This is a genomic window from Seohaeicola sp., assembly GCF_048006315.1.
Classification (GTDB): domain Bacteria; phylum Pseudomonadota; class Alphaproteobacteria; order Rhodobacterales; family Rhodobacteraceae; genus Seohaeicola.
In genome coordinates this window covers 3,362,113-3,386,035 of sequence record NZ_CP180350.1, presented here as the reverse complement: position 1 = coordinate 3,386,035, position 23,923 = coordinate 3,362,113, and the positions used below count along the sequence as shown (strand labels likewise).

Below are 23,923 nucleotides of genomic sequence, written 5' to 3'. Positions count from 1 at the left end.
CGGACATGAGCACAGACATGGCACTCTGGCAGGAAATCGTCCTTGCGGTCTTTCTTGTGACCGCGGGCATCTTCGGGCTGGTGGGATCCTTCGGGCTGATCAAGCTGCCCGACCCGATGACGCGGCTGCATGCGCCCACCAAGGCAACCACGCTGGGTGTGGGCGGTGTGCTGATCGCATCGATGCTCTATTTCTTCTTTGCCAAGGGGCACCTGAGCTTTCACGAGCTGATGATCACGCTGTTCCTGTTCCTGACGGCGCCGATCACCGCGCATTTCCTGGCCAAGGCGAACCTGCATACCAATGTCGCACGCGACGAGGTGCCGCCACCCACTGGTGACCGTCCCTGGGCAGGCTTTGAAAGCGACGAGGCCCGGCGCATCGCCGAGGAACAGGCGTCGAAAGGCGCATGACCGCAAAGGATCGCGCCTTGCGTCCGCGCGACGCCCTGATCGTGGCGCATGGCGCGCCCGCCGATCCCGCACCGCAGGAGGTGGTCCTCAAGGCGCTGGCCACCGCCACGGCACATCACCTGCCAGAGGGCTGGCGCCTGCGCGGCGCGACCATGGCTGCCGAGGGTGCGCTTGAAGAGGCGCTTGCAGGGCTGTCCCAGCCGCTGATCTATCCGTTTTTCATGGCGGAAGGGTTTTTTACCGGCACCCTTCTGCCCCGACGTCTGACAGCGGCCGGGGTGACGGGCGCGGTGCAGCCCCCCCCTTTCGGCGTGGATCCCGCCTTGCCCGCCCTGATGGCGCGCGTCGCACTTGAGGCCGCAAAGGCATCCGGGATCACCCCGGCCGACAGCGCGCTTCTGGTGGCTGCCCATGGCAGCAAGGTATCGCGCACATCAGCCGACAGCACCCATGCGATGGTTGCGGCCTTGGGTCCGCTGACGGGTTTCGGGCGCATCCTTGCGGGGTTTGTCGAAGAGGCGCCATTCCTGGCAGATCAGGCCCGCAGCCTGGCGCACGGCATCTGCCTGCCCTTCTTCGCGCTGGAAGCCGGGCATGTGGTGGGTGACATCCCCGAGGCCATGGAAGAGGCCGGATTTGACGGCCCGATCCTGCCGCCCATCGGCCAGCACCCGGATGTTCCGGCCCTCATCGCCGCCGCATTGATGCGTGCGGCGGCGGAAAGACCCGCCGTCTGAGCCGGTTCAGGCGAACAAGGTACCGAACTGGTTGCGCAATTCGTTCTTCTGGACCTTGCCCATCGTGTTGCGCGGCAGCGCCTCGACGATCTTCAGCGACTTGGGCTGCTTGAAGCGAGCAAGGCTGCCACGCAGCACCTGGTCGATGGCGTCCAGATCGGGCGACTGGCCCGGTTCGGCCACGATCACGCCCAGCACGGCCTCGCCGAAATCGGGATGCGGCACGCCCACCACGGCGCTTTCCAGCACGCCGGGCTGATCGTCGAGGATCAGCTCGACCTCCTTGGGGTAGACATTGAAACCGCCGGTGATGATCAGGTCCTTCTGACGCCCCACGATGGACAGGTATCCATCCTCGTCGAAACGGCCCAGGTCACCGGTGATGAAGAAGCCGTTATCGCGCAGCTCTTCCTTGGTCTTTTCCGGCATCTGCCAATAGCCCTTGAAGACATTGGGCCCGCGCACCTCGATCATGCCCACCTCGCCCTGCGGCAGCACCGCGCCACTGGTCGGATCGGTGACGACCACCTCGACCCCCGGCAGCGGAAAGCCAACGGTGCCCGCGCGCCTGTCGCCGGCGTAAGGGTTCGACGTGTTCATGTTCGTTTCGGTCATCCCGTAGCGTTCCAGGATCCGGTGCCCGGTGCGGTCCTCGAACTGCACATGGGTCTCGGCCAGAAGCGGCGCGGATCCCGACACGAAAAGCCGCATATGCGCGGTCAGATCGGCGGTGAAGCGCGGATCGTCCAGCAAGCGGGTATAGAAGGTCGGCACCCCCATCATCGAGGTCGCACGCGGCATCAGGCGGATCATGTCATCCATGTTCAGCCCCGGCAGAAAGATCATCGCGCCCCCCGCCAGCAACGAGATGTTCGTCGCCACGAACAGGCCATGGGTGTGGAAGATCGGCAAGGCATGCAGCAGCACGTCGTCTTCGGTAAAGCGCCACTCGCGGGTCAGAACCTCGGCATTGGACAGAAGGTTGCCATGGGTCAGCATCGCGCCCTTGGACCGGCCCGTGGTGCCCGAGGTATAGAGGAAGGCCGCCAGATCATCGGCATCCCTCTCCACCGGGGTGAACTGGTCGGATTGCGCATTCACCAGATCGGCAAAGCTGCCCGATCCATCCCCATTCAGCACCATCAGCCGGGCATCATGCGCCTGTGCGACGGGCGCCAGCCCTTCGGCCTTGGCGCCATCGGCCAGCAGCAGCCTAGGCGTGGCATTACCCACGAAATAATCGATCTCGGGCGCCGTATAGGCGGTGTTCAGCGGCAGAAAGATCGCACCTGCGGCCACGGCACCGCCATAGACAGCCAGCGCCATGGGCGACTTGTTGATCTGCACCGCGATACGGTCACCGGGTTGCACACCATTCGCCACAAGGGCATTCGCCACGCGGTTGACCATGGCCAGAAAGGACGCGCCGCTGATCTCGGTCCCGTCGGGCAGGATCAGAAACGGGCGCGTGCGCCCCGCCTGCGGCGCAAAGAAAGCATCGAAAAGCAGGTTAGCCATGGGTCTTCAGTCCTTTTTCCTTCCGGTCCTTCGCCGGTCCGGTCAGCGCCTTCACACCGCGCGCGGCGGCAATGGTCTGATGGGTGGCGAATGCCTCGTGGTTTTGTTCCACCCGCGCCGGATCGTAAAGATAATTCACCATTGCGCCGCAGGATTGTTGCCGCCCCTTGGGCGACAGGTCCGCGCCGGCGTGGATCTCATGCACCTCGGCGCCATTGCCCAGATGGAACCGCGCCACCGGGTCCAGCGGCGCCCCGTCCTCGGCCTTGGCCTCCAGCAGGTAGCGCGCGGCGGTGCGGCGCAACGCGTCGGCATCCGGGGCGGACGGATCATCGCCCAGGATCGCGCGTGTCTCGTCATCCTGCGTCTCGACCCAGCGGGTCAGGCCGGGGATCGGCGACAGGGTCACGAAGGTCTTCAGCCCCGCCACCTCGCGGCCCAGCACATCGACCACCTGCTTGATCAGCGAATTGCCGAAGGAAATGCCGCGCAGACCGGCCTGGCAATTCGAGATGGAATAGAACACGGCCGTGTCCACCTCAGACGGGGCCAAAGCGCTGCGATCCTCGGCCAGCAGCGGTCCGATGGCACCGGGAATGCCGCGCGTCAGCGCCACCTCGACGAAGATCAGCGGATCGTCCGGCATGGCCGGGTGAAAGAAGGCGAAACAGCGCCGATCCGGCGGCTCCAGCCGGCGGCGCAGATCGTCCCAGCTGTGGATCTCGTGCACGGCCTCATAGGCAATGATCTTTTCCAGGATATTGGCCGGGCTTTCCCATCCGATCCGGCGCAGCACCAGGAAACCCCGGTTGAACCAGGACGCGAAGAGATGCCGGAAATCCAGATCGACACGGCCCAGGTCCGGCTCGGCCCTGGCCTGTTTCATCAGATCGACGCGCATCGCCACAAGCTCGGCCGTGCCGCCGGGGGCCTGGTTCAGCCGGCGCAGCAATTCCTGACGAGGCGGTTCCGCGACCGCCAGAAGCGCGGACAGGTGCCGCGCATCGGGCGTATCCGCATAGGCCTGCGCAGCCAGGGTCACGGCGGCGGGATCAAGGTCCATCTCATCGGCGAGAAAGCGGAAGAACGCCGCCTTCTCCGCCGCATCGGCCTGTCGGTAGCGCATCAGCACTTCGGCGGCGCGCTTCATCCCCGAAACCTCGCCCTGCCCGGTCAGCAGGGCGCGGCACAGGGCCGGCAGCGGCTTGCCGCTGGCCGTCACATCGCCGGGGCGCTTGCGCTCGAACAGGGTCGACAGAAGATCACCCAGCGCCCAACCGCCCAGATCCCAGCCCCGCGACATCAGACCGGCCCCATGACCATGTCTGGCAGCCAGGTCGCGATTCCGGGGAAGAAGCACAGGATCACGATGGCCAGCACCATGCAGCCCACGTAGGGAAGCGATCCGCGCAGGATGGTCTTGAGCGGGATATCCGGCGCGATCGAGTTGATCACATAGAGGTTCAGACCCACCGGTGGCGATATCAGACCGATCTCCATGTTGATCGTCAGGATCACGGCAAACCAGTAGGGATCGAACTCGGCCGCCAGGATGATCGGCAGCAGGATGGGGGCCGCCATCAGGATCACCGCGACGGGCGGCAGGAAGAAACCCGCGACCAGCAGGAAGACGTTGACGATCCCCATCAGCACCCAGCGGTTCACGTCCAGATCGGAAATCCAGGCCGCGATGGACTGCGTGATGTAAAGCGAGGACAGCATGTAGGAAAAGACGCCCGCCGCCCCGATGATGAACAGGATCATCACGGATTTGCGCGTGCTGTCGGACAGGATGGTCCACAGCGCCTTGGGCGACCACAGACGGTAGATGATCATCGCGATCACAAGGCACAGAAGCGCGCCGACGGCAGCGGTTTCCGACGGTGTCGCGATACCGCCATACATGGCGTAAAGCACGCCGAGGATGATGACGATGAAGGGGATCACGCGCGGCAGGATCTCAAGCTTCTGCCGCAAGGTATAGCTGCGCTGCGCCAGCACTTCGGCCGACCCGTTGCGCCAGGTGTCATAGATCGACCAGGCCATGAACAGACCGACCAGCAGCAGGCCCGGCATGACGCCCGCCAGGAACAACCGCCCGATCGAGGTTTCGGTAGCGATCCCGTAGACGATCATGGTGACCGATGGCGGGATCAGGATGCCCAGCGTACCACCCGCCGCGATCGAGCCCGAGGCGACCTCGTCCGGATAACCGCGCTTGCGCATCTCGGGGATGCCCATCTTGCCGATGGCGGCGCAGGTTGCGGGGCTGGACCCGGACATCGCCGAAAACAGCGCGCAGGCGCCCAGGTTCGACATCACCAGACCGCCCGGCACGCGGGTCAGCCACCGCTCCAGCGCCTCGTAGAGATCGGCACCCGCGCGGGTCGATGAAATGGCGGCGCCCATGATGATGAACATCGGAATGGACAGCAGCGCGAAGGAATTCAGCTTGCCAAAGAAGATCTCGGGCATCAGCTCGAGCGACCGCATCCCGTCAAAGATCAGCAGGAAACCGGCGGATACGATCAGCAGTCCCGAGGCGACGGACACACCCGAGAACAGTACGACAATGGTCATGAAGGCGACCAGAAGGCCTAGCGACAAGGGATCCATCATCAATCCTCCAGACCGAACGGGCGATCGACGCCAAGGATCAGCGCCACAAGATCAGCCACAAGTTGCAGCAGGTAAAGGCCGAAGCCCAGCGGCAGCGCGATCAGCGGCACCCACAGTTTCGGCGCCCAGACCGTTTCACTGCGCCACCCGCGTTCCCAGGCGACGTGCCAGAACTCGAACCCGTAAAACAGCATGACCCCGATGACCGCGATGGTCAGAAGCAGGACGAAACCGGCAAGATACTTGCGCGCCGCCCCCTTCAGCAGGATCGGCATCAGATCGACATTCACATGCCCCCGCAGGCTCTGCACGTAGGGCAAGCCCAACAGCGTTGCCGCGACCATCAGATAGATCACCGCCTCGGTCTGCCAGATCGTGGACTGGCCCATGACAAAACGGACAAAGATCATCTGGCAGGTGATCAGCACCGACGCCAGGATCATCACTGCGGAGATCCAGCCGCAGACGGTCGATAGGCCCTTTATCAGGCGCAGGATCAGGTAGCCGCCGGTGCCGGCGGCACGGGCAGAGGGCAGGGTTGCCATGGGACAGGCTCCGATGCTTGGGGGTGGGCTTGGGGTCCGGGCGGCATGCGCGCCGCCCGGACAGGATCAGGTCAGGTCGTGGCGATCACTCGACCGCCAGCGCCATGTCCAGCAGTGCCTGGCCATTCGGGACGCTGTCGACAAACGACTTGTACGAGCTCTGCTTGGCCAGATCGAGCCAGGCGTTGAAATCGTCCTGGGTCATCTCGGCGATGGTCACGCCCGCCGCCTTGAACACCTCGACCGAGGCCGCGTCTTCCGCCTTGGCCTGCTCCAGGTACCAGGCTTCGGCCTTCTCTGCCGCAGCCAGAAGCGCCGTTTTCTGTGCGTCGTTCAGACCCTCGAAGGTCGATTTGTTCATCATGACCGGCTGGTACATGAACCACAGCGCGACATCGCCCGCAGGCGTGTAGCACTTCACCTGCTCCTGCAGGCGGAACGAGGCGAAGGACGAGGACGAGGTGTTGACCGCCTGAAGAACGCCGGTCTGCATCGCGTTGTAGATTTCCGACGAGGCCATGGACGAGATCGACGCACCTGCCGCCGCAAGCATTTCCTCGAAGGCCTTGCCGGCTGCGCGGGTGCTCAGGCCGTTCACATGCTCGGGACGGGTGATGCAGTCGCCCACGCTCGCGAAACCGCCTGCAAGATAGCCATGGACCAGGATCATGATGTCATCCTCGGCCATGATCTTTTCGATCTCTTCCATGAACGGGCTTTCGTTCAGTCGTGCGGCATGGTCGTGGTTCTTCACCAGGCCCGGCATCAGGGTCAGGTTGTATTCGGGGCGCTGGCCGCCGGAATAGGACAGCGGGTAGACGATCATGTCCACCTGTCCGCGCGACAGCGGGTTGTACTGCTCGCGCGCTTTCAGCAGCGACTGCGAGGGGAAGATCTTGATGTCGAGGTCGACATTGGCGGCGGCAACATCGGTGGCGATCATCTCGGCGACCTTGTGGCGCACATCGCCGGTCGACCACTGATGCGACAGGCGCAGTTCGGTCGCATTGGCGGCCGACAGGCCCATTCCGAATACCGCAAGGGCCGCAGCAGCGGCGAAAGTTCTGATGGTCATGTTATCCTCCCAGATGGATGTGCTGCGGGCTCCCTCCCGCAATCGCGACGATCCTGCGCGGCGCTGCATCCAATGTCAAACGTTTTGTATACAAGAATTCGATTGCCCAATACCAAGCCGCGGGATACGATTGCACACATGAACACCCGCATGGCCGACAATGTGCGCGAAGCACTGGAACAGATGATCGTCACCGGCGAATTCGCCGATGGTGAAAGGCTGGATGAAATCCGGCTGGCCGAACGTTTCCATGTCTCGCGCACACCGCTGCGCGAGGCGTTCCAGATGCTGGCCGCCTCGGGCCTGGTGGAACTGGTGCCGCGCCGTGGCGCCTTCGTGCGCCACCCCGCCTTTCACGAGATGATCGAGATGTTCGAGGTCATGGCCGAGCTTGAAGCCGTCTGCGGCCGCCTTGCCGCCCGCCGCATCCCCCCCGATGTGCTGGAACAGGTGCGCGCCACGGTGATCGCCTGCGAAGCGGCTGCCCATGCCGGCGACAGCGACGGCTATTACCGCGAGAACGAACATTTCCACCAGTTGATCTATACCGCCTCCGGCAATGATTTCCTGGCCCAGGAATCGCAGCGCCTGCACAAGCGGCTGCAACCCTTCCGACGGATGCAGCTGCGGGTGCGGGGGCGGATGATCCAGTCGCTGACCGAGCATCGCCAGATCCTGACCGCGCTGGAAACCGGCGACAGCGAAACCGCCGAGGCGGTGCTGCGCGATCACGTGGCGGTGCAGGGCGGCAAGTTCAACGACCTGATGGCCAGCTACAAGCAATCCAACCTGCGCGCCAACCCGCAACTGGTGGCGATGCGGGGCTGATCCCGGCCCGTCCCTTCCCATGATGGGACATTTTCAGACACAGGCGAAGATGCGAACGATCCTTTCATTGATCATGCTGAGCCTGTCCCTGTTTCTTGCCTATGGCTGGTACACGCAATATTACATCCGCCGCGCCTGCTTCAACGAGATGGGTCGCTGCCTCGACCCTGAAACGGGCGTCATCTATCTTGAGCAGTCGGGCGCCATATGGCTGTCGCTGGCCGTTCTTGCCTTTGCGATCACGGTCTGGCTGGGCTGGCGGAGCCGCCGGGCCTGAAGGACAAGGGCGCAGGCGACGTAGAGGTTTTTTCAAACGGCAGCATGCGGGCGAAATCACGGTTCGCCCCGGAAAAATGCCCAGACTTTGACGGATTTCGAAGGAAGGACCGCTTTCGGCCCTAAGCGGACGTACGACCAGCCTGCAGTCGCCGCGACGCAGCTTCCGCGAAGCAGCCCTTCGCGCATATCGCAGAGATCGGCAGCTCTGAGCCCAAAGTTACCAATGCTGCGTTTTTCATGAATGTCCGCTACTTGGGAGCGCGCAATGCAGCACTTCGCAGCGAGCGTGATTGACAGTTCGAGGGGCCAGTTCCGAAAGCTAATCGGCTTTAATACCCATCCTCCAAAGCAATTGGTCAAACCGGTCTTGCCCATAGAAGGGCTCTCCTTGGTATGCCATCAACGGCACACCCCAATGCCCGAGATCGAGCATTGCGTGATGATTGTCTTCAAGCTCCCGAGCAACGTCTTGCCAGTTGGCGCTTTCTAGGACCTGATCATGCTGTAAGCCAATATGCGCCATACCGTCGGGGAGAAATCCGCATTGGTCCCAGTTTGGATTGGCTCCGCTCCAAAGGCCTCGCCCAATTTGATCGAGAAAAGCCAGGCTCTTTCCCGCGTGGCTTGCACCAACAAAAAGACGGTAGAGCCTTTCGATCAAGGGCTGTTCCTGTGTTGCTATCCAAACAGAACCTGGTTCAAACTGGATAGGTGATGGGTCTGGGTAAGCATAGGGCAATCGCAGATAGGCTGCCGTCCGCTCAGTGTCTGTCTTGAAATAGCGCTGCTCAATCATGCCCCGGTCTTTGGTGGCTTGTGGCATCCGCAAGACGAGTCCCAAGACTGGGCGAATGACCACATCGACTTCGCGTTGTGACAGCCAGATCAACCGATCGAGCAAAAAGTAGCAGTAGTCGCTTTGAAGGGAGTACCAAACGTCAACACGTGGTTTGGAGGACATCTGTCTTATCGATCCCTTCGTTGCACAATTTTTTCTCCAACAGAAATTCGGCCGCAATTACGAGAACGGAGAAACGAGTTCGCCTTGCCCTTAACTCCAACGATAATTTGAACGTGCACATGTCGCAACAGAAACTATGAAGCAGACATCGCGACCTGATTCAACAATGCTCGCTTTGTCCGCGCTGCTGTCGTTCTTGCTCACAACGGCCAACGACTGCTTTGCTGAGATTGACCTGGTCGGTTCGCCGTCGCAGCGAAGGTCAGCTTCCCGCCCCTTGTGACGGAAGATCGCCCGACGTAGCCCCCGCCCCGGGTCAGACCGACAGATAGGCGTCGCGGATTTCGGGCTGGGCGTTCAGCTCGGCCAGGGTGCCGTGGAATTTCTGCGCCCCACCTTCGATGATCACGGCCACATCGGCCACGGCGCGGGCGAAATGCAGGTTCTGTTCCGACAGAAGCACGGTCAGCCCTTCGGATTTCAGCTGCAGGATCACGCGGGCCATCTGCTCGACGATCACCGGCGCGATGCCTTCGCTGGGTTCGTCCAGCAGCACGAAGCTGGGGTTGCCCATCAGCGTGCGCGCGATGGTCAGCATCTGCTGCTCGCCGCCCGACATTTCCTTGCCCCGGTTGTTGCGCCGCTCGGCCAGGTTGGGGAACAGATCGAACAGCATGTCGCGGGTCCAGGTGACCGTGCCCTCACGCGGGGGCTGGCGGCCCACCTCGAGGTTTTCCAGAACGGTAAGGTCGGTGAAGATGCGCCGATCCTCGGGCACGTATCCAAGGCCCATCTTGGCCACGCGATGCGGGGCAAGGCCCACCAGATCGTGCCCCATGAAGCGGACCTGCCCGCTGCGCGGCACGACAAGCTGCATGATGGATTTCATCGTCGTGGACTTGCCCGCGCCGTTGCGCCCCAGAAGGGCCGCCACCTGCCCGCGCTGCACCGTGAAGCTGAGGTCGCTCAGCACATGGGCCTTGCCGTAGAAGCTGTTGACGGATGCGATCTCAAGCATGGTGGCCCTCCTCTGCGGCGTGGAACAGGGTGCCTCCGCCGAGGTAGACCTCCTGCACGCGCGGATCGTTGCGGATATCCTCGACCGTGCCATCGGCGATCAGCTGTCCCCGGTTCAGCACCATGACCCGGTGCGCATGGGCAAAGACCACATCCATGTCGTGTTCGGTGAACAGCACGCTGACCCCCTGGTCGCGGACGATATCGGCGGTCAGCTTCATCAGCGCGATGCGTTCGCGCGGGGCCATGCCTGCGGTGGGTTCGTCCATCAGCAAGAGACTGGGTTCATGCGCCAGCGCGATCGCCAGTTCCAACCGCTTGAGATCGCCGTAAGCCAGAACCGCGCAATGGCGGTCCGCCTGATCGGCCATGCCCACGAGATCCAGCAATTCCATGGCCCGATCCCGATAGAGCCTGTGCGCATGGGGCAGGATCGCAAAGACCCGGTGGTGATGCGAGATCAGCGCCATCTGCACGTTTTCCGCCACCGTCATCGAGGCATAGGTGCCGGTGATCTGGAATGTCCGCCCCACCCCCATGCGCCAGATCTGGCGCGGCCCCAGCCCGGCCAGGTTCTGCCCGTTCAGCCAGACGGTGCCGGCGGTCGGCTTGAGCTGTCCCATCAGCATGTTGAAGCAGGTGCTTTTACCCGCGCCGTTCGGGCCGATCATGGCCAGCAACTCGCCCTTGTGCAGGGTAAAGGACACATCCGACACGGCCTTGATCGCGCCAAAGGATTTCGACAGGCCCCTGGTTTCCAGAACGATGCTCATTTCCCATCCTCCGCGCCGCGCAGGATGCCCCAGCGCTCTGCCAGCTTGCGGGCGGTGCCCACCAGCCCGTCGGGGGCGACGATCACCACCACGATGATCAGCACGCCCAGTGCCAGGCGCCAGTATTCAAAGCGCGTCAGGATGTCCTTGACCCCTTCAAGGGCCACACCGCCGACCACGCCACCCGCCAGCGTCTTGACCCCGCCCAGGAAGACCACGATCAGCGCATCGAAGCTGCGCGCGATCTCAAGCTCGTTGGGGAAGACGCTGCCCTTGGAAAAGACGAAAAGCCCACCCGCGACGCCTGCCATTGCACCGGCCAGGGCGAAGGCCGCCCATTGCACGCGCTTGGTATCGATGCCTGTCGCCTCGGCCTGACGGGCGCTGTCGCGCGCGGCGCGCAGCGCATAGCCAAAGGGCGCATGGGCCGCGTGGCGCAGGAACAGGATACCGCCCGTGCAGATCACGAGGCTGAGGTAGAAATAGACCGTGGTCCCCGAGGCCCAGGCCGAGGGCCAGATGTTCACCAGCCCGTCATCGCCGCGCGTCACCTCGCCCCATTGGAACACCAGCGACCACAGAAGTTGCGAAAAGGCCAGCGTCAGCATGGCGAAATAGACACCCGTCAGGCGCAGGCAGACCCAACCGATGATGATCGCCGCCATGCCCGCGCCAAGGGGCGCCAGCAATAGCGCCAGCTCCATCGGGGTGTCGGCATAGGTCACCAGCAGGGCCGCCACATAGGCACCGCCACCGAAAAAGGCCGCATGGCCGAAACTGACCAGACCGCCCAGACCAAGAATGAAATGCAGGCTGGCGGCGAAGAGGCAGAAGATCAGGATGTCGGTGGCCAGCACCAGCGTGAAATTCGAGCCATAGACCGGCATCAGCGCCAGCAGCGCCAGCCCTGCCGCCACGATCATGCGCGCGCGGGGCCCTGCGGGTTTGATCGGGCGCTCCGGCTCGCCGACCTGGCCATGCTCGCCCGCCACTTCGGGGCGCCCGAACAGGCCGTAGGGGCGGATCATCAGCACCAGCACCATGATCACGAACATCAGCACCAGCGTGCTTTGCGGCATGTAGGTCACGCCGAAAACGCCAAGGACCGAGATCAGCACCGCCGCCAGATAGGCGCCGGGCAGCGATCCCATGCCCCCGATCACGACAACGACGAAGACCGCGGTCAGGATGTTGAAATCCATCAGCAGATCGGCCCCGCCCTTGGGCAGTTGCAGCGCCCCGCCCAGCCCCGCCAGCGCGCAGCCCAGAAAGAAGACACCGGTGAACAGCCACGACTGGTTGACGCCAAGCGCGCCCACCATCTCGCGGTCCTGGGTCGCCGCGCGCACCAGCACGCCGACGCGGGTGCGCGTGATCAGATACCACAGGCCCAGCGCCACAAAGGGGGTGATCACCAACAGGGCAAGGTCGTATTTCGGGACAGGCTCGCCCATGATCCGCACCACGCCGGTCAGTCCGGGGGCGCGCGGTCCAAGCACATCCTCGGCACCCCAGGTCATCAGCGTCAGATCCTGGATCACCAGGATCACGCCGAAGGTGGCGACCAGCTGGAACAGTTCGGGCGCGCGATAGACGGGCCGCAGCACGCAGATTTCCACGATGACGCCGATCAGCCCCACGATGACACCCGCCAGCAGGATCGATGTCCAGAAGCCCACGGCCCCCGGCAGCACCTGCATCAGCGAATAACCGACATAGGCCCCCAGCATGTAGAAGGATCCATGCGCGAAATTCACGATCCGGGTCACGCCGAAGATCAGCGACAGCCCCGAGGCGACCATGAACAGCGCGCCGGCATTGGCAAGCCCCGTCAGAAGCTGTGCGATGAAGAAACCCATGTGATTGGTCCCGGATATCCTGGAGAAAGCTCAGGCCGGTGCCGGGCACACCCGCAGGGTGCCGCACGACCGACCGAGGAGGCGCGGGCGACGATCAGGCCGCCGCCCGCGATCACGGCACGCCGGCTCAGTTGGCCGGGCGCAGTTTCATGACTTCTTCGTCGCTGGGCAGGTAATCGGCACCGTTCTTGTAGGTCCAGTCAACCATGACGCCCTTGCCGTCCTTCATGGCGATGGTGCCGACAAAGGCCCCCATGGTCGCCTGATGGTCGATCGCGCGATAGGTGATAGGGCCCACGGGCGTGTCCAGTTCCAGCCCCTTGAAGGCCATCTTCAGCGCCTCGGTCTCGGTGCTGCCTGCCTTTTCCAGCGCCGCAGCGATGGATTGCACGGTCATGTAACCCACCAGCGAACCGATGCGGGGATAGTCGTTGTAGCGTGACTGGTAGGCATCGACGAAAGCCTTGTTGGACGCATCCGTCACATCATACCAGGGATAGCCGGTCACGACCCAGCCCACCGGTGCCTCGTCGGCCAGCGGATCGAGGTATTCGGGTTCGCCCGTCAGCATCCCGTAGACCGTGCGCCCGTCGAACAGGCCCCGCGTCGTGCCTTCGCGGACGAATTTCGCAAGGTCGGTACCGAAGGTCACGTTGAAGACGGCATCGGGCTTGGCGCGTTCCAGCGCCTGAACCTCGGCGCCCGCATCGATCTTGAACAGGGCGGGCCACTGCTCGGTCACGAATTCCACATCGGGCTTCAACTGGGTCAGCACGGTCTTGAAGGCTGCGACCGCTTCCTTGCCATAGGCATAGTTGGGCGCGATGGTCGCATAGCGGACCGCATCCGACTTGGCGGCCTCTTCGGCCAGCATCGCGGCCTGCATGTAGGTCGATGTGCGCAGGCGGAAGGTGTAGTCATTTCCGCTGGCCCAGACGATGGAATCCGCAAGCGGCTCGGACGCGAGATAGAGGTATTTCTTTTCCGCCGCCAGCGACGAGATCGCAAGACCCACGTTGCTGAGGATGGTGCCCGTCAGCATGACCGCGCCATCGCGCGTCATCAGTTCCTCGGCGATCTTGATCGCCTCGCCCGGATCACCCTGATCGTCGCGGAAGATGAATTCCAGCGGCTTGCCCAGCACGCCGCCTGCGGCGTTCACCTCTTCCAGCGCCAGCTCGATCCCCATCTTGTAGGGTTCGGCAAATGCGGCCATCCGCTTGTAATGGTTGATCTCTCCGATCTTGATCGTGTCCTGTGCGAGGGCGGGAAGACCCGCCACGGCAAGTGCTGCCGCACCCACCAGTCCTTTCAGAAACGTCTTGCGATGCATTGGGGTATCCTCTCTGTTGGGTGTCCTCAGTCGTGCTGGACGAAGGTTGGTCTTACAGGTTCTCCAAGGTCTTCAGTCGCCTCGGTTTCAATCAGGTCGCGTATCCTTTTCCGGTATACGTTCGGGCCTTTGTCGATGGCAATGCGGATGGGCTTGCGCTTTTGCGGGCGTTGTTCCTCGACATGGATCGCCTCGAGGATCTCCTTGTCCTCGGCAAAGGCGATGCGGAACATCGCGTCCATCTGCGCCGAGGCCGCATCATCGCCTACCGCCGCGTTGCGGATATGCATCCAGTGGTCGATCGTGTAATCCTCGGTCACGGGGGTCACGAAATGCAGCGCGAAGATGCGCACGCCCTTCTGGCGGTCTTCCTCGGGCAGGTTCAGACTGGCATCGGCGCTGCCGAAATCGATCACCGCCGTGCTGGGCAGATGCAGATGGTAGTAATGCCAGCGATCGACATTGCCGGAAAACCCGCCGAACTTCTGAAAGAACCCCACCGGCGGCGCGTCGCGGATCCAGCGCCAGGCCGTGATCGCCTTGCCGCGCGTGCTGACATGGACGGGGACGTTTTCGGACGCCGAACTGCCCAGCGTCGTGGGATGCACAAAGCTGACATGCGCGGGATCGACAAGGTTTTCGGCCACGTTGAGGTAATTGGCCTTCAGGTGCAGCGCGTCGCCATGGTGCACATGCCAGGCCGGATCGCTGAATTCGGGCATGTCGAAGATGGTGGCAGGATCGGCGCGGTCGGGATCGCCCATCCAGACCCAGACGATGCCGTGGCGTTCCTCGACCGGGAAGGCATCGACATAGGCGCTGGCGGGCAGATTGTCCTGCCCCGGCACACGCACGCAGGCACCGGTGCGATCGAAGGTCATGCCATGATAGCCGCACTGGATCGTATCACCGATCCGCTTGCCCTTCGACAGCGGCAACTGGCGGTGCGGGCAGCGATCCTCGAGCGCGACCAGCGCGCCGTCGCTGGCGCGGAACATCACCATGGTTTCGTTGACGATCGTCAGCGCGCGCATCTCTACGCCGAAATCATGCGACCATCCGGCCACATACCAGGCGTTTCTGACGAAAGGCATCGTCTTTCCCTCCTGTTGCGCCGCCCGCTGAACGGACGATCCATCCGGCCCACACGGCCCGCCTGACGGATCATCCTATCGCGGCGCGGCTTGACCTTTGTTCCATTCCGCACCAAAAACTTGTTAGCTGTCAAACAAATTTTTCACCCGAAACAGGAAATGGACCGCAGGCAGCTTTCGTGAAAGACTATAGTCTGCGGCGCAGGCACAACAGCCCGTGGCGCAAGGGTTCACCCCGCAGGAAAGACACCGGATGGATATCGAGAATCGGGACAGGTCAGCCTATCGGCTGGAAGAGCAGATCGGCTTCAAGCTGCGCCTGGCCAACCAGAAGCATCTTGAGGTCTTTGCCCGCATGATGCCCGATGTCACGCCCACGCAATTCGCGGTCCTGGCCAAGCTGCTGGACGAGGACACGATCTCGCAGAACCAGTTGGGTCGGCTTGTGGGCATGGATGCGGCCACGACCAAGGGCGTGGTGGATCGGCTGCGCGCCAAGGGGTTCGTGCGACGCACCAAAAGCACCTCGGACATGCGGCGGCTGGATATCTCGCTGACGCCCGAGGGGCACGCCTTTGCCGCCCAGGCTGTCAGGACCGCAACCGAGATTTCCCAGGCGACGGCCGCGAACCTGACCCGGCGCGAAGTGGAACGGCTGCTGGACCTGCTGGACAAATTGTAAGGGGCGCAGGTGTTCCCTGCGCGCCCTGTTCATTTTGCAAAAATACTCAAAAACCGATGGTTGCCGCAGGCTCAGCGCAGCCCATCCTTGCCCTCGGCCTGCTCATGGGTCAGCCCGCCGACGCGCGGCAGCGGTCGACCGCTGTCGGTGACGGCCACGGCGACCATGATCTCGCCCGCCCTCGGCGCATCGTTCAGCCGCACCTCGACCCCGTCGAAATGGCTGCGCACATAGGCCGCATCCTTGTGGCCCAGCGGCACGTCCAGCACCTGACCCGGCCCGCCCATCTTTTTCGACGAGGGGACCAGCGCCGCCCCCTTCTCAACAGCCAAGCGCAGGGGCGCGCCCAGTTTGGGGTGCAGGATGGCGGCGGCATGTTCCAGCTCTCCGCCCTCGCCGACCATGGCGGCCTTGCCATAGCTTTGCGCCTGCGCAGGCTCGATGCCCAAAGCCGCGACGCAGCGCGCGCCCAACAGCCCGCCCAGTTCTGCACCAATCTCGATCAGCTCGGACAGATCTTCGGCATAGCGGCCCGCGAAGGGGTTTGCGATGACAGCCACCGCCACGGCCTTGCGGGTGGCGGGGGTGATGGGGCGGCCCATCTCGGTATGGGTTTCCTCGACCCAGACGGCCAGTTTGCGGATATCGGCGCTCATCTCAGCCCGTCCCTTCCGGTGATCTTGTCGGCGGCCAGCCCGCCTGCGCGGTTATGGACACGCGGGCCCGTCGTCATGACCAGCATCAGGGCCATTTCATCGGCGCGCGGCGCGTCGTTCAGGCCCAGTTCCATCGCATCGAAATGACTGCGCACATATGAGGCGTTGATATGGGTGATCGGCACATCCAGCCGCGTGCCGACACCGCCCACCTTCTTGGTGGAGGGCACGATCGCCATGGCGTCGCCCAGCACCTCGCGCATGGCATAGCCGCCCGGCGCATGCCAGAGCGCGCCGTGTTCCAGCTCTCCCGCGGCACCGACGATGGCCCCCTTGCCATAACCTTCGATGACCGACGGATCACCGCCCAGCAGGTCCACCAGCCGGTTGGCCATCATCAGGCCCAGCGGCTTGAGGTCTTCCATGAAGGGCTGGATGTCTTCGACATAGGACCCCGCGAAGGGATTGCGGATCACCGCGATCACCGCGGCGCGGCGCAGCGGTGTGGTGGCGCGGGGACCGCCTTCGTGAAAGACTTCCTCTACCACGCTGGCAAATTTGCGTATCTCGACCTCAGGCATGCTGGAGGCTCCTTTCCTTGAGGGCCGTGGCCCCGTCTTCGAATTCTCCGACCGTGACGCCCTGACCTTGCAGGACCAGCGCGGCGGCGGCAATGGCACCGGTGGCGATCATCGCCTGCGCCCGTTCCGCCCCGCGCGCCAGCGCGCGGGCGATGTCGGCGGGGGGCAGTGGCGCGACATCGGTCACGACCATGCGCGCGCCCAGATCGCTGTCAGGGAAGATGTCCCGCGCAGGGCGGCGGGTAATGGCGGGATGGCCCGGCAGATCGACTGCGTTGGCGATCAGGGTGGCGGCGGCATCCGCCGTTGCGGCATCGCGCGCCAGCACCGTGACCGAGGAGGCGATGCCCAGGCTGAGGCTGCGCCCGCCCTGCCCCGATGTGGCGATGCCGCCGATCCCCTGCCCTGCATGAAGCGTGATCCGGCCTGCCAGTTGCCCGTCCAGCCCCGCGATGGCCGCGCGGTAGTCCGCGCCGGGTGCCAGATGCAGCGCGATATCGCCGCCGTTGTTCACATGGGCGCGGGCAAGCGGCACCGCGGCCAGCATGGCGGCCAGCACCTCATCCGCGACGGACCCGGCCACGGCGGCCATGGGGGTGATGAAGTCGCCCTGCGCCACGGTCCCGCAGGCTGCGTGCATCCTGCGACCGATCTGGCCCTGAGGCAGCGCGCCGAGGGGCGCGCGCAGCACCGGCAGTTCGGGGACAAGTTCATCAAGCACGGTGGCGAAACGGTCGCGCGCGGCGCGATAGGCTTTGCTGCGGGCGTCATCCTGCGCCTCGACCCCGATCACAAGGTCGATGGGGCCGTGTTGCAGATGCAACCGGCCATCGGCCAGAAGGGCCGCGACCGGCCCCATCAGCGCCTGCCCTTGCGGTCAGGCCGCCAGCGGTAGTTCTGCGGATCATGCGGGTCTGGCTGGCTGATGTTGGGCAAGAGCTTGCGGATCGCGGGGGTCAGGACCTCTTGGACCGGACGGACATGATCCACATGCCCGCCAAGTGCCGCGTAATCGGTCAGCCGCAGGGTGAATTCGATCGGAGCCACAAGCGCGGGTGTCGGCACATAACCGAAGGAATTGGTCGGCATGTCCATCACATCGGCCATCACGGTGATGCCGCCACCGGGCCAGACATAGGCCTCTGCCCCGCCGCAGGACACGTAGGTCAGCGCATCCTTGACCGACCGGGTCAGCCGCACCGGGTTCTCGGTGACGCCCGCGCGCAAGCTGCCGCCCGCGCCGCCCATGAAGAGGACCGAGCAAAGCGAAGGTTCGCAGTTTTCCGCGATCCGTTCAGCCGTGGCCAGCAGCGGCGGCGTGATGTCGGCCGGTTGCGGGACAAGGTTTTCATCAAGGATGTAATAGGCCCATTGCTCCCCGGTGGTCGAGATCATCAGCAGGCGCAGGCCGGGCCATGCCAGTTTCGGATCGGCGGGCTTGAGGATGGTCAGCGGGTCTTCGACATTGGTGCCGCCCCAGCCGGTGCCGGGATCCGCCACCTGGAAATAGCGACCGGGCGTGGATTTGCGCCCCTTCACCTTGATGCCCGAAAGGCGCATGTCGAGGCCCTTGCCGGCCTCGTGTTCGCTGAGCACGCCAGTGATATGGTCATCGACGACCACCACCTCGTCGACATGGCCGTGCCATTGCTTGGCGAACATGCCGATGGTGGCCGAGCCACAGCCCACACGCATCAGCTTTTCCGGCACACCGTTGATGATGGGCGCATGGCCCGCCTGCACCACGATGGTCACGCCCTCGTCGATCTGCATTTCCACGGCTTCGCGGTTGCACAGGCGCATCAGCGCGTCGCAGGTCACGCGGCCTTCTTTCTTCGAGCCGCCCGTCAGGTGTTCCACCCCGCCCAGCGACAGCATCTTGGAGCCGTATTCGGCGGTCATCACATGACCGATCGCCTCGCCTTCCACACGCACAATCGCGCGCTCATGCCCGATGTGGCGGTCGGTGTCGATCTTCACCTTGACGCCGCAATAGCTGAAGATGCCCTCGGTCACGACGGTGACCATGTCGACGCCCTCGACCTGCTGGCTGACGATGAAGGGGGCGGGTTTGTAATCGGGATAGGTGGTGCCCGCGCCCACGGCAGTCACGAAGGTGCGGTTGCCCTGGATCACGTCGCCATCCCAGTCCTGGGCATTCTCGCCCTGGTCCAGAAAGGCCACGGCCTGCGCACCGCCCTGGATCACGGTCAGGGGATCAAGGCGCACCAACTCGCCGCCATGGTTGGCGTAACGGTCGCAGGCGCCAGCCTTGCCATCGGCGATGTAGCACATCACCGGGCAGGCATCGCAGCGGATTTTCTCGGCGGCCGCGCTGGCCACGGTATCGGGCGCGTTGTCGTCAGGCATGTCCGGCCTCCTTCAGCGCGGCGCGCACCCTTGCAGGGGTGGCGGGCAGGCGTGTGATCCGCGCACCGGTGGCATGCGCGATGGCGTTGAGGATCGCGGGCGCGGTGGGGATCAGCACATGTTCACCCAGGCCCTTGGCCCCGTAAGGGCCATGGGCATCGGGCACCTCGACGATCAGGGTTTCGATGGGGGGCACGTCGCCGATGGTGGGGATCAGGTAGTCGTGCAGGTTCTCTGTCCGGTGGGGGATGTATTCCTCCATCAGCGCCATGCCGAGGCCCTGTGCAATGCCACCATGGACCTGCCCCTCGACCAGGAGCGGATTGATCGCCTGCCCCACATCATGGGCCGCGACGAAGCGCAGTGGACGCACCCGGCCAAGGGGGATATCCACCTCGACCACCACCAGATGGGCGGCATAGCCGTATTGCGCATAGGGTTCGCCCTGCCCGTTCTTGTCGAGCGGCTTGGTGGGGGGATCGTAGGTCTCGGCCACCTCCAGCACATAGCCTGCGGGGTTCGGGGAAAGCCGCGCCAGATCGAGGGTGAAGGTCTGCGCGCCATCGGTGACGGTCAGCCCTGCGGTATCAAGGGTGATCACCGCATCGGGGCTGGCGTTGACCTGCCCAAGAACGGCCTTGCGCAGCGCCTCGCCCGCGAGGCGCGCGGCGTTGCCGGTCACGAAGGTCTGGCGGCTGGCCGAGGTCTTGCCCGCGTCGGGTGTCAGGTCGGTATCGGCCCCGATCAGCGCGATGTCATGCACCGGTACGCCGAAGGCGCGGGCGAAGATCTGCGGGATCACGGTGTTGGACCCCTGCCCGATATCCATCGCGCCCTGGTGCAGCACGACGGTGCCATCGGCGCGCAGACCCGCCCGGATGGTCGAGGGGTTGGGCATCGAGGTATTGCCGCAGCCATACCAGCCTGCCGCGACCCCCACACCGCGCTTGCGGGTGGCATGAGCGACGTTGAAGGTGTCGCAGTCGGCCTGCGCCGCAACCCATGCGGGGCGCAGCGCCTCAAGGCAGGGTTTGACGCCGACGCCCTGCGCAAAGACCTGTCCACAGACGGTCGGCACACCGTTGTCGAGGGCATTGAGGATGCGGAATTCCAGCGCATCCATGCCGAGGCGCGCAGCCAGCATGTCGAAAAGGCTTTCCTGCGCCACCGCCGATTGGGGCACGCCAAAGCCGCGAAACGCGCCTGCGGGCACACAGTTGGTGTTCACCGCCCGTGTTGTGGCGCGGTAATCGGCCACCCGGTAGGGACCCGAGGCATGGACCGGCACGCGGTTGGCGACGGTCGGCCCCCACGAAGCATAGGCCCCGGTGTTGAAGTCCCCGTCGAAGGTCATGCCGCAGAGCCGCCCGTCGCGGCTGGCCCCGATCCGCATGGAAATGGCGGCCGGATGGCGCTTGGTGGTGGATTGCATGGTCTCGACGCGTTCATAGGTCATGCGCACGGCACGGCCTGTCCTGATCGCGGCCAGCGCCAGGAAGGGTTGCAGCGACACGTCGATCTTGGAGCCGAAGCCACCGCCCACCGCAGTGGGGACGATGCGGATACGCTCGCGCGGCAGGGCGAGGATCTGCATCAGCGCATCCTGGTCCATCACCGGGGCCTGGGTACAGGCCTGCACCACGACGCGGTCACCGTCCATCATGGCGAAACCGGCCTCGGGTTCGATATAGCCATGTTCCACGAAAGCGGTGGTGAACTGCCCCTCGACCGTGACATCGGCGCGGGCCAGTGCCGCCTCGGCATCGCCGCAGGCGACATGACCGCCGCACATGATGTTGTGCGCGCGCCCCGGATGCAGTTGCGCCGCACCGGGGGCGAGTGCGTCCTCGACCTCCATCAGCGGGGGGCGCGGCTCCCATGTCACGGGGAAATCGGCGGGATCGAAACGGGCCATGGTGGCGGCATCGCCCACGACGGCGGCCACGGCATCGCCCCGGAAAAGCACGTGATCCACGGCAAAGACGGGCTGATCGATGAAGCCGGGGATCACGCCGAAGGCATTGAGACCCGGCACATCGGCCGCTGTCAGCACCGCGACGATACCGGGATTGGCCGCGCGGAAACCATCGAGATCGCCGAAGGTGAAACCCGCATGGGCATGGGGCGAACGGATCACCCGCAGCACCAGCGCATCGGGCGGGGCGACATCGTCGCCGAAAGCCTCGGTGCCGGTGACCTTGGGCAGACCGTCCAGCCGGCGGATCGTGGTGCCGACATCGCCCGAGCCTTCCGGCGCGGGCGCATGCCCTGCCCCGGCCTCGACCACCGCATCGATGATCTTGCGATAGCCGGTGCAGCGGCACAGCACCCCGCCCAGCGCGTCCTGTACCTGTGCGGCATCGGGCGCGGATTGCGCGCGCAGCAGCGCCACGGCGGACACCATCATGCCCGGCGTACAGATACCGCATTGCGCGGCCTGATGCGCCTGAAAGCTGTTCACCAGCCTGTCGGCATGCGGATCGGCCTTGACCAGACCGGTCAGCGTTTCGACCTTTGCGCCCGCGGCCTGTTGCACCGGCATCAGGCAGGCGCAGACCGGCGCACCATCGACCAGCACCGTGCAGGCCCCGCAATCGCCCGCGTTGCAGCCGATCTTGACGTCCTTGGCCCCCAGCCTTTCACGCAGGGCATGGGACAGGCGCTCGCCGGGGTCGGCTGCGACCTCGACCACCTGGCCATTCAGGTGAAAGGCGGTCAGATCCGGTGCGGTCCGCTTATCCATGGGATTGTCCCCCCTGCTCTATCGCCATGTGGAGCGCGCGGGCGCAAAGCGTCGACGCGGCCTCCATCCGGTAGTCGGCGCTGCCGCGCACATCGCCGATGGGCGCCAGCGGCGCAAGGTGCGCAGGCAGGATCACGCCCGCACCTGCGGCCAGCACATCTGCGGCGCTGCGACCTGTCAGGTCTGCCTCGAGCGCGGGAAGACGTTGCGCGGTGGCGGAACAGGACCCAACAGCCACCGCCGCCTGTACGATCCGCCCCCGATCCAGCGTGACAAGGGCCGCGACCATGGCGATCGAGATGACCAGATAGTGCCGCGCCCCCAGTTTCAGGAAAGTCCCCTGCGCGCCGACAGGCAGATCGGGGATGATCAGCGCGGTCAGCACCTCGCCCGGCATGCGCGCGGTCTGGCGCGGACCTTTCAGGAATTCGGACAGGCCCATGCGCCGGATGCCACGGGTCGAGGCCAGTTCGACCACCGCGCCCAGCGTCAGAAGTGGCGGCACGCCATCGGCGGCGGGCGAAGCATTGCAAAGGTTGCCCGCCACGGTGCCCGCGTTCTGGATCTGGATCGATCCCACCTCACGCGCGGCCGCCTTGATCCCGTCGAAGGCCGGGGGCAGATCGGCGCGGATCAGGTCCGTCCACGTGGTGGCCCCGCCAATGCGCCAGCCGCCCGCGTCCTGCGTGATCCCGCGCAGCCCCGGCACGCGGGTGATATCGACCAGATCCCCCTTCAGAGGACGCGACCCCTGCGCGGGGAACCAGTCGGTCCCGCCCGCGATCACCGCGGCATCAGGACGGCCCAGCGCATCCAGCGCCTCGGACAATGATGCGGCAACAAGATATCCCATCGCAGCTTCCCCGTTGTCTGCCGCCTTTGCGGGCGGTCTGAATTTTGTTTGCACACGAATAAGAAATCGGCACAGCCCCGGCTGTCAAATCAAATGTGAGGATCAGCCCACGAAAGCACGTTCGACCACGAAGGTTGCCGGCATGCTGTTCGACCCTTCGACAAGCCCGAAGCCTTCCAGTGCCGCCTTGGTATCGCGCAGCATCGCCATCGAGCCGCAGATCATCCCGCGATCAGTGGCCGGATCGATGGGCGGCAGGCCAAGATCGGTGAAGATCTGACCCGACGCCATCAGGTCGGTCTGCCGCCCCATCCGCGCCGTGGCCTCGCGCGTGGTCGTGGCGTAATGGATCAGGCCGCCCGCCATCTCGCCCACCAGCGGATCGGCGCGCAGGTCGCGGACCAGATCCTGCCCGTAGGTCAGCTCGGCCGCGTCCCTGCAGGTATGGCACAGGATGACCTGTTCGAATTTCTCGTAGGTCTCGGGATCGCGTATCAGGCTGGCGAAAGGTGCGATGCCGGTGCCGGTGGCGAACATGTAGACCCGCTTGCCGGGCAGCAGCGCATCCAGAACCAGCGTGCCGGTGGGCTTTTTCTTCATCAGCACCGTATCGCCCACTTTGATCTTTTGCAGATGTTCGGTCAGCGGGCCGCCGGGGACCTTGATCGAATAGAACTCGATCTCTTCATCCCAGGCGGGCGAGGCGATGGAATAGGCGCGCATCACCGGCTTGGCGGCATTGGGCAGGCCGATCATCACGAACTCGCCCGACCGGAACCGGAAGGACGCCGGGCGCGTGATGCGGAAGCGGAACAGCCGGTCGGTGTAATGCTGCACCTCGGTCACGGTTTCGGCAAACATGCCTTCGGGGACGGGAAAGGCGGCGGTCTGGGGGATTTCGGTCAGGGACATGGGGCCTCCGGCTGACGGATCGATTTTCTTTTTGTTAGTATACAAACAAATAACCTGTCAACGGCCTTGGTATGG

23 protein-coding genes are annotated in these 23,923 nt (G+C 64.4%); 5 read left to right on the top strand and 18 right to left on the bottom strand.

Annotated features, from left to right (window positions below):
* Positions 1 to 5: 5 nt before the first annotated feature.
* Positions 6 to 413, top strand: coding sequence for a Na+/H+ antiporter subunit G (locus ACMUJL_RS16800; RefSeq protein WP_375572291.1), 408 nt, complete (start codon positions 6 to 8; stop codon positions 411 to 413).
* Positions 410 to 1,150, top strand: coding sequence for a CbiX/SirB N-terminal domain-containing protein (locus ACMUJL_RS16795; protein ID WP_416914356.1), 741 nt, complete (start codon positions 410 to 412; stop codon positions 1,148 to 1,150). Before ACMUJL_RS16800 ends, ACMUJL_RS16795 begins: the two co-directional genes overlap by 4 nt.
* Positions 1,151 to 1,156: 6 nt before the next feature.
* On the opposite strand, the gene ACMUJL_RS16790 is transcribed toward ACMUJL_RS16795, so the two are convergent.
* The 5 genes from ACMUJL_RS16790 to dctP form a co-directional block, all read right to left on the bottom strand.
* Positions 1,157 to 2,668: a malonate--CoA ligase gene (locus ACMUJL_RS16790; RefSeq protein ID WP_375572297.1), complete on the bottom strand. Its 1,512-nt coding sequence runs from the start codon at positions 2,666 to 2,668 to the stop codon at positions 1,157 to 1,159.
* Complete coding sequence (locus ACMUJL_RS16785; RefSeq protein ID WP_375572299.1) at positions 2,661 to 3,971, bottom strand: malonyl-CoA decarboxylase; 1,311 nt, start codon at positions 3,969 to 3,971, stop codon at positions 2,661 to 2,663. The genes ACMUJL_RS16790 and ACMUJL_RS16785 overlap by 8 nt, the downstream gene beginning before the upstream one ends.
* Positions 3,971 to 5,284: a TRAP transporter large permease gene (locus tag ACMUJL_RS16780; RefSeq protein WP_416914447.1), complete on the bottom strand. Its 1,314-nt coding sequence runs from the start codon at positions 5,282 to 5,284 to the stop codon at positions 3,971 to 3,973. Before ACMUJL_RS16780 ends, ACMUJL_RS16785 begins: the two co-directional genes overlap by 1 nt.
* Before the next feature lie 2 nt (positions 5,285 to 5,286).
* Positions 5,287 to 5,832, bottom strand: coding sequence for a TRAP transporter small permease (locus tag ACMUJL_RS16775; protein WP_068295374.1), 546 nt, complete (start codon positions 5,830 to 5,832; stop codon positions 5,287 to 5,289).
* Positions 5,833 to 5,917: 85 nt separating this feature from the next.
* Positions 5,918 to 6,907, bottom strand: coding sequence for a TRAP transporter substrate-binding protein DctP (gene dctP, locus ACMUJL_RS16770; RefSeq protein ID WP_416914355.1), 990 nt, complete (start codon positions 6,905 to 6,907; stop codon positions 5,918 to 5,920).
* Between the two features lie 138 nt (positions 6,908 to 7,045).
* Between dctP and ACMUJL_RS16765 the strand changes: the two genes are divergently transcribed.
* Both ACMUJL_RS16765 and ACMUJL_RS16760 read left to right on the top strand, forming a co-directional pair.
* Positions 7,046 to 7,735: a GntR family transcriptional regulator gene (locus tag ACMUJL_RS16765; RefSeq protein WP_068295455.1), complete on the top strand. Its 690-nt coding sequence runs from the start codon at positions 7,046 to 7,048 to the stop codon at positions 7,733 to 7,735.
* A gap of 49 nt (positions 7,736 to 7,784) precedes the next feature.
* Positions 7,785 to 8,012, top strand: coding sequence for a hypothetical protein (locus tag ACMUJL_RS16760; protein ID WP_375572302.1), 228 nt, complete (start codon positions 7,785 to 7,787; stop codon positions 8,010 to 8,012).
* Between the two features lie 321 nt (positions 8,013 to 8,333).
* Here ACMUJL_RS16760 and ACMUJL_RS16755 read toward each other — a convergent pair whose 3' ends face one another.
* The 6 genes from ACMUJL_RS16755 to ACMUJL_RS16730 all read right to left on the bottom strand — a co-directional run bounded on the left by ACMUJL_RS16755 (position 8,334) and on the right by ACMUJL_RS16730 (position 15,051).
* On the bottom strand, positions 8,334 to 8,975 hold the full coding sequence (locus ACMUJL_RS16755; RefSeq protein ID WP_375572304.1) for a DsbA family protein: 642 nt from the start codon (positions 8,973 to 8,975) through the stop codon (positions 8,334 to 8,336).
* A 316-nt stretch (positions 8,976 to 9,291) separates the two neighbouring features.
* The gene (locus ACMUJL_RS16750; protein ID WP_375572306.1) at positions 9,292 to 9,993 is read right to left on the bottom strand and encodes an ABC transporter ATP-binding protein; all 702 of its coding nucleotides are present in this window, start codon (positions 9,991 to 9,993) and stop codon (positions 9,292 to 9,294) included.
* Entirely contained in the window at positions 9,986 to 10,765 is a 780-nt protein-coding gene (locus tag ACMUJL_RS16745; RefSeq protein ID WP_068295406.1) for an ABC transporter ATP-binding protein, read from the bottom strand. Before ACMUJL_RS16745 ends, ACMUJL_RS16750 begins: the two co-directional genes overlap by 8 nt.
* Positions 10,762 to 12,624 carry an ABC transporter permease gene (locus tag ACMUJL_RS16740; protein WP_068295408.1) on the bottom strand — a complete coding sequence of 621 codons (1,863 nt, stop codon included), beginning with the start codon at positions 12,622 to 12,624 and terminating at the stop codon, positions 10,762 to 10,764. The genes ACMUJL_RS16745 and ACMUJL_RS16740 overlap by 4 nt, the downstream gene beginning before the upstream one ends.
* 127 nt (positions 12,625 to 12,751) lie before the next feature.
* Positions 12,752 to 13,957 (bottom strand): ABC transporter substrate-binding protein, encoded by a 1,206-nt coding sequence (locus ACMUJL_RS16735; protein ID WP_375572308.1) that lies wholly within the window; start codon positions 13,955 to 13,957, stop codon positions 12,752 to 12,754.
* 26 nt (positions 13,958 to 13,983) lie between these two features.
* The gene (locus ACMUJL_RS16730; protein ID WP_375572310.1) at positions 13,984 to 15,051 is read right to left on the bottom strand and encodes a Rieske 2Fe-2S domain-containing protein; all 1,068 of its coding nucleotides are present in this window, start codon (positions 15,049 to 15,051) and stop codon (positions 13,984 to 13,986) included.
* A gap of 253 nt (positions 15,052 to 15,304) precedes the next feature.
* Here ACMUJL_RS16730 and ACMUJL_RS16725 point away from each other — a divergent pair, with 253 nt between their 5' ends.
* A complete protein-coding gene (locus tag ACMUJL_RS16725) occupies positions 15,305 to 15,733 on the top strand; it encodes a MarR family winged helix-turn-helix transcriptional regulator (RefSeq protein WP_068295416.1) in 429 nt (142 codons plus the stop codon).
* Positions 15,734 to 15,804: 71 nt separating this feature from the next.
* On the opposite strand, the gene ACMUJL_RS16720 is transcribed toward ACMUJL_RS16725, so the two are convergent.
* The 7 genes from ACMUJL_RS16720 to ACMUJL_RS16690 all read right to left on the bottom strand — a co-directional run bounded on the left by ACMUJL_RS16720 (position 15,805) and on the right by ACMUJL_RS16690 (position 23,848).
* Positions 15,805 to 16,389 carry an amino acid synthesis family protein gene (locus ACMUJL_RS16720; protein ID WP_375572312.1) on the bottom strand — a complete coding sequence of 195 codons (585 nt, stop codon included), beginning with the start codon at positions 16,387 to 16,389 and terminating at the stop codon, positions 15,805 to 15,807.
* Positions 16,386 to 16,970 (bottom strand): amino acid synthesis family protein, encoded by a 585-nt coding sequence (locus tag ACMUJL_RS16715; protein ID WP_068295420.1) that lies wholly within the window; start codon positions 16,968 to 16,970, stop codon positions 16,386 to 16,388. Before ACMUJL_RS16715 ends, ACMUJL_RS16720 begins: the two co-directional genes overlap by 4 nt.
* The gene (locus tag ACMUJL_RS16710) at positions 16,963 to 17,829 is read right to left on the bottom strand and encodes a UPF0280 family protein (protein ID WP_375572314.1); all 867 of its coding nucleotides are present in this window, start codon (positions 17,827 to 17,829) and stop codon (positions 16,963 to 16,965) included. The genes ACMUJL_RS16715 and ACMUJL_RS16710 overlap by 8 nt, the downstream gene beginning before the upstream one ends.
* Positions 17,829 to 19,340, bottom strand: a complete 1,512-nt coding sequence (locus tag ACMUJL_RS16705; RefSeq protein WP_068295426.1) for a 6-hydroxynicotinate reductase — start codon at positions 19,338 to 19,340, stop codon at positions 17,829 to 17,831. Before ACMUJL_RS16705 ends, ACMUJL_RS16710 begins: the two co-directional genes overlap by 1 nt.
* Positions 19,333 to 22,083: a molybdopterin-dependent oxidoreductase gene (locus ACMUJL_RS16700; RefSeq protein WP_375572316.1), complete on the bottom strand. Its 2,751-nt coding sequence runs from the start codon at positions 22,081 to 22,083 to the stop codon at positions 19,333 to 19,335. Before ACMUJL_RS16700 ends, ACMUJL_RS16705 begins: the two co-directional genes overlap by 8 nt.
* A complete protein-coding gene (locus ACMUJL_RS16695; RefSeq protein WP_068295428.1) occupies positions 22,076 to 22,936 on the bottom strand; it encodes an FAD binding domain-containing protein in 861 nt (286 codons plus the stop codon). The genes ACMUJL_RS16700 and ACMUJL_RS16695 overlap by 8 nt, the downstream gene beginning before the upstream one ends.
* Before the next feature lie 102 nt (positions 22,937 to 23,038).
* The gene (locus ACMUJL_RS16690) at positions 23,039 to 23,848 is read right to left on the bottom strand and encodes a ferredoxin--NADP reductase (protein WP_068295429.1); all 810 of its coding nucleotides are present in this window, start codon (positions 23,846 to 23,848) and stop codon (positions 23,039 to 23,041) included.
* Between the last annotated feature and the right edge of the window lie 75 nt (positions 23,849 to 23,923).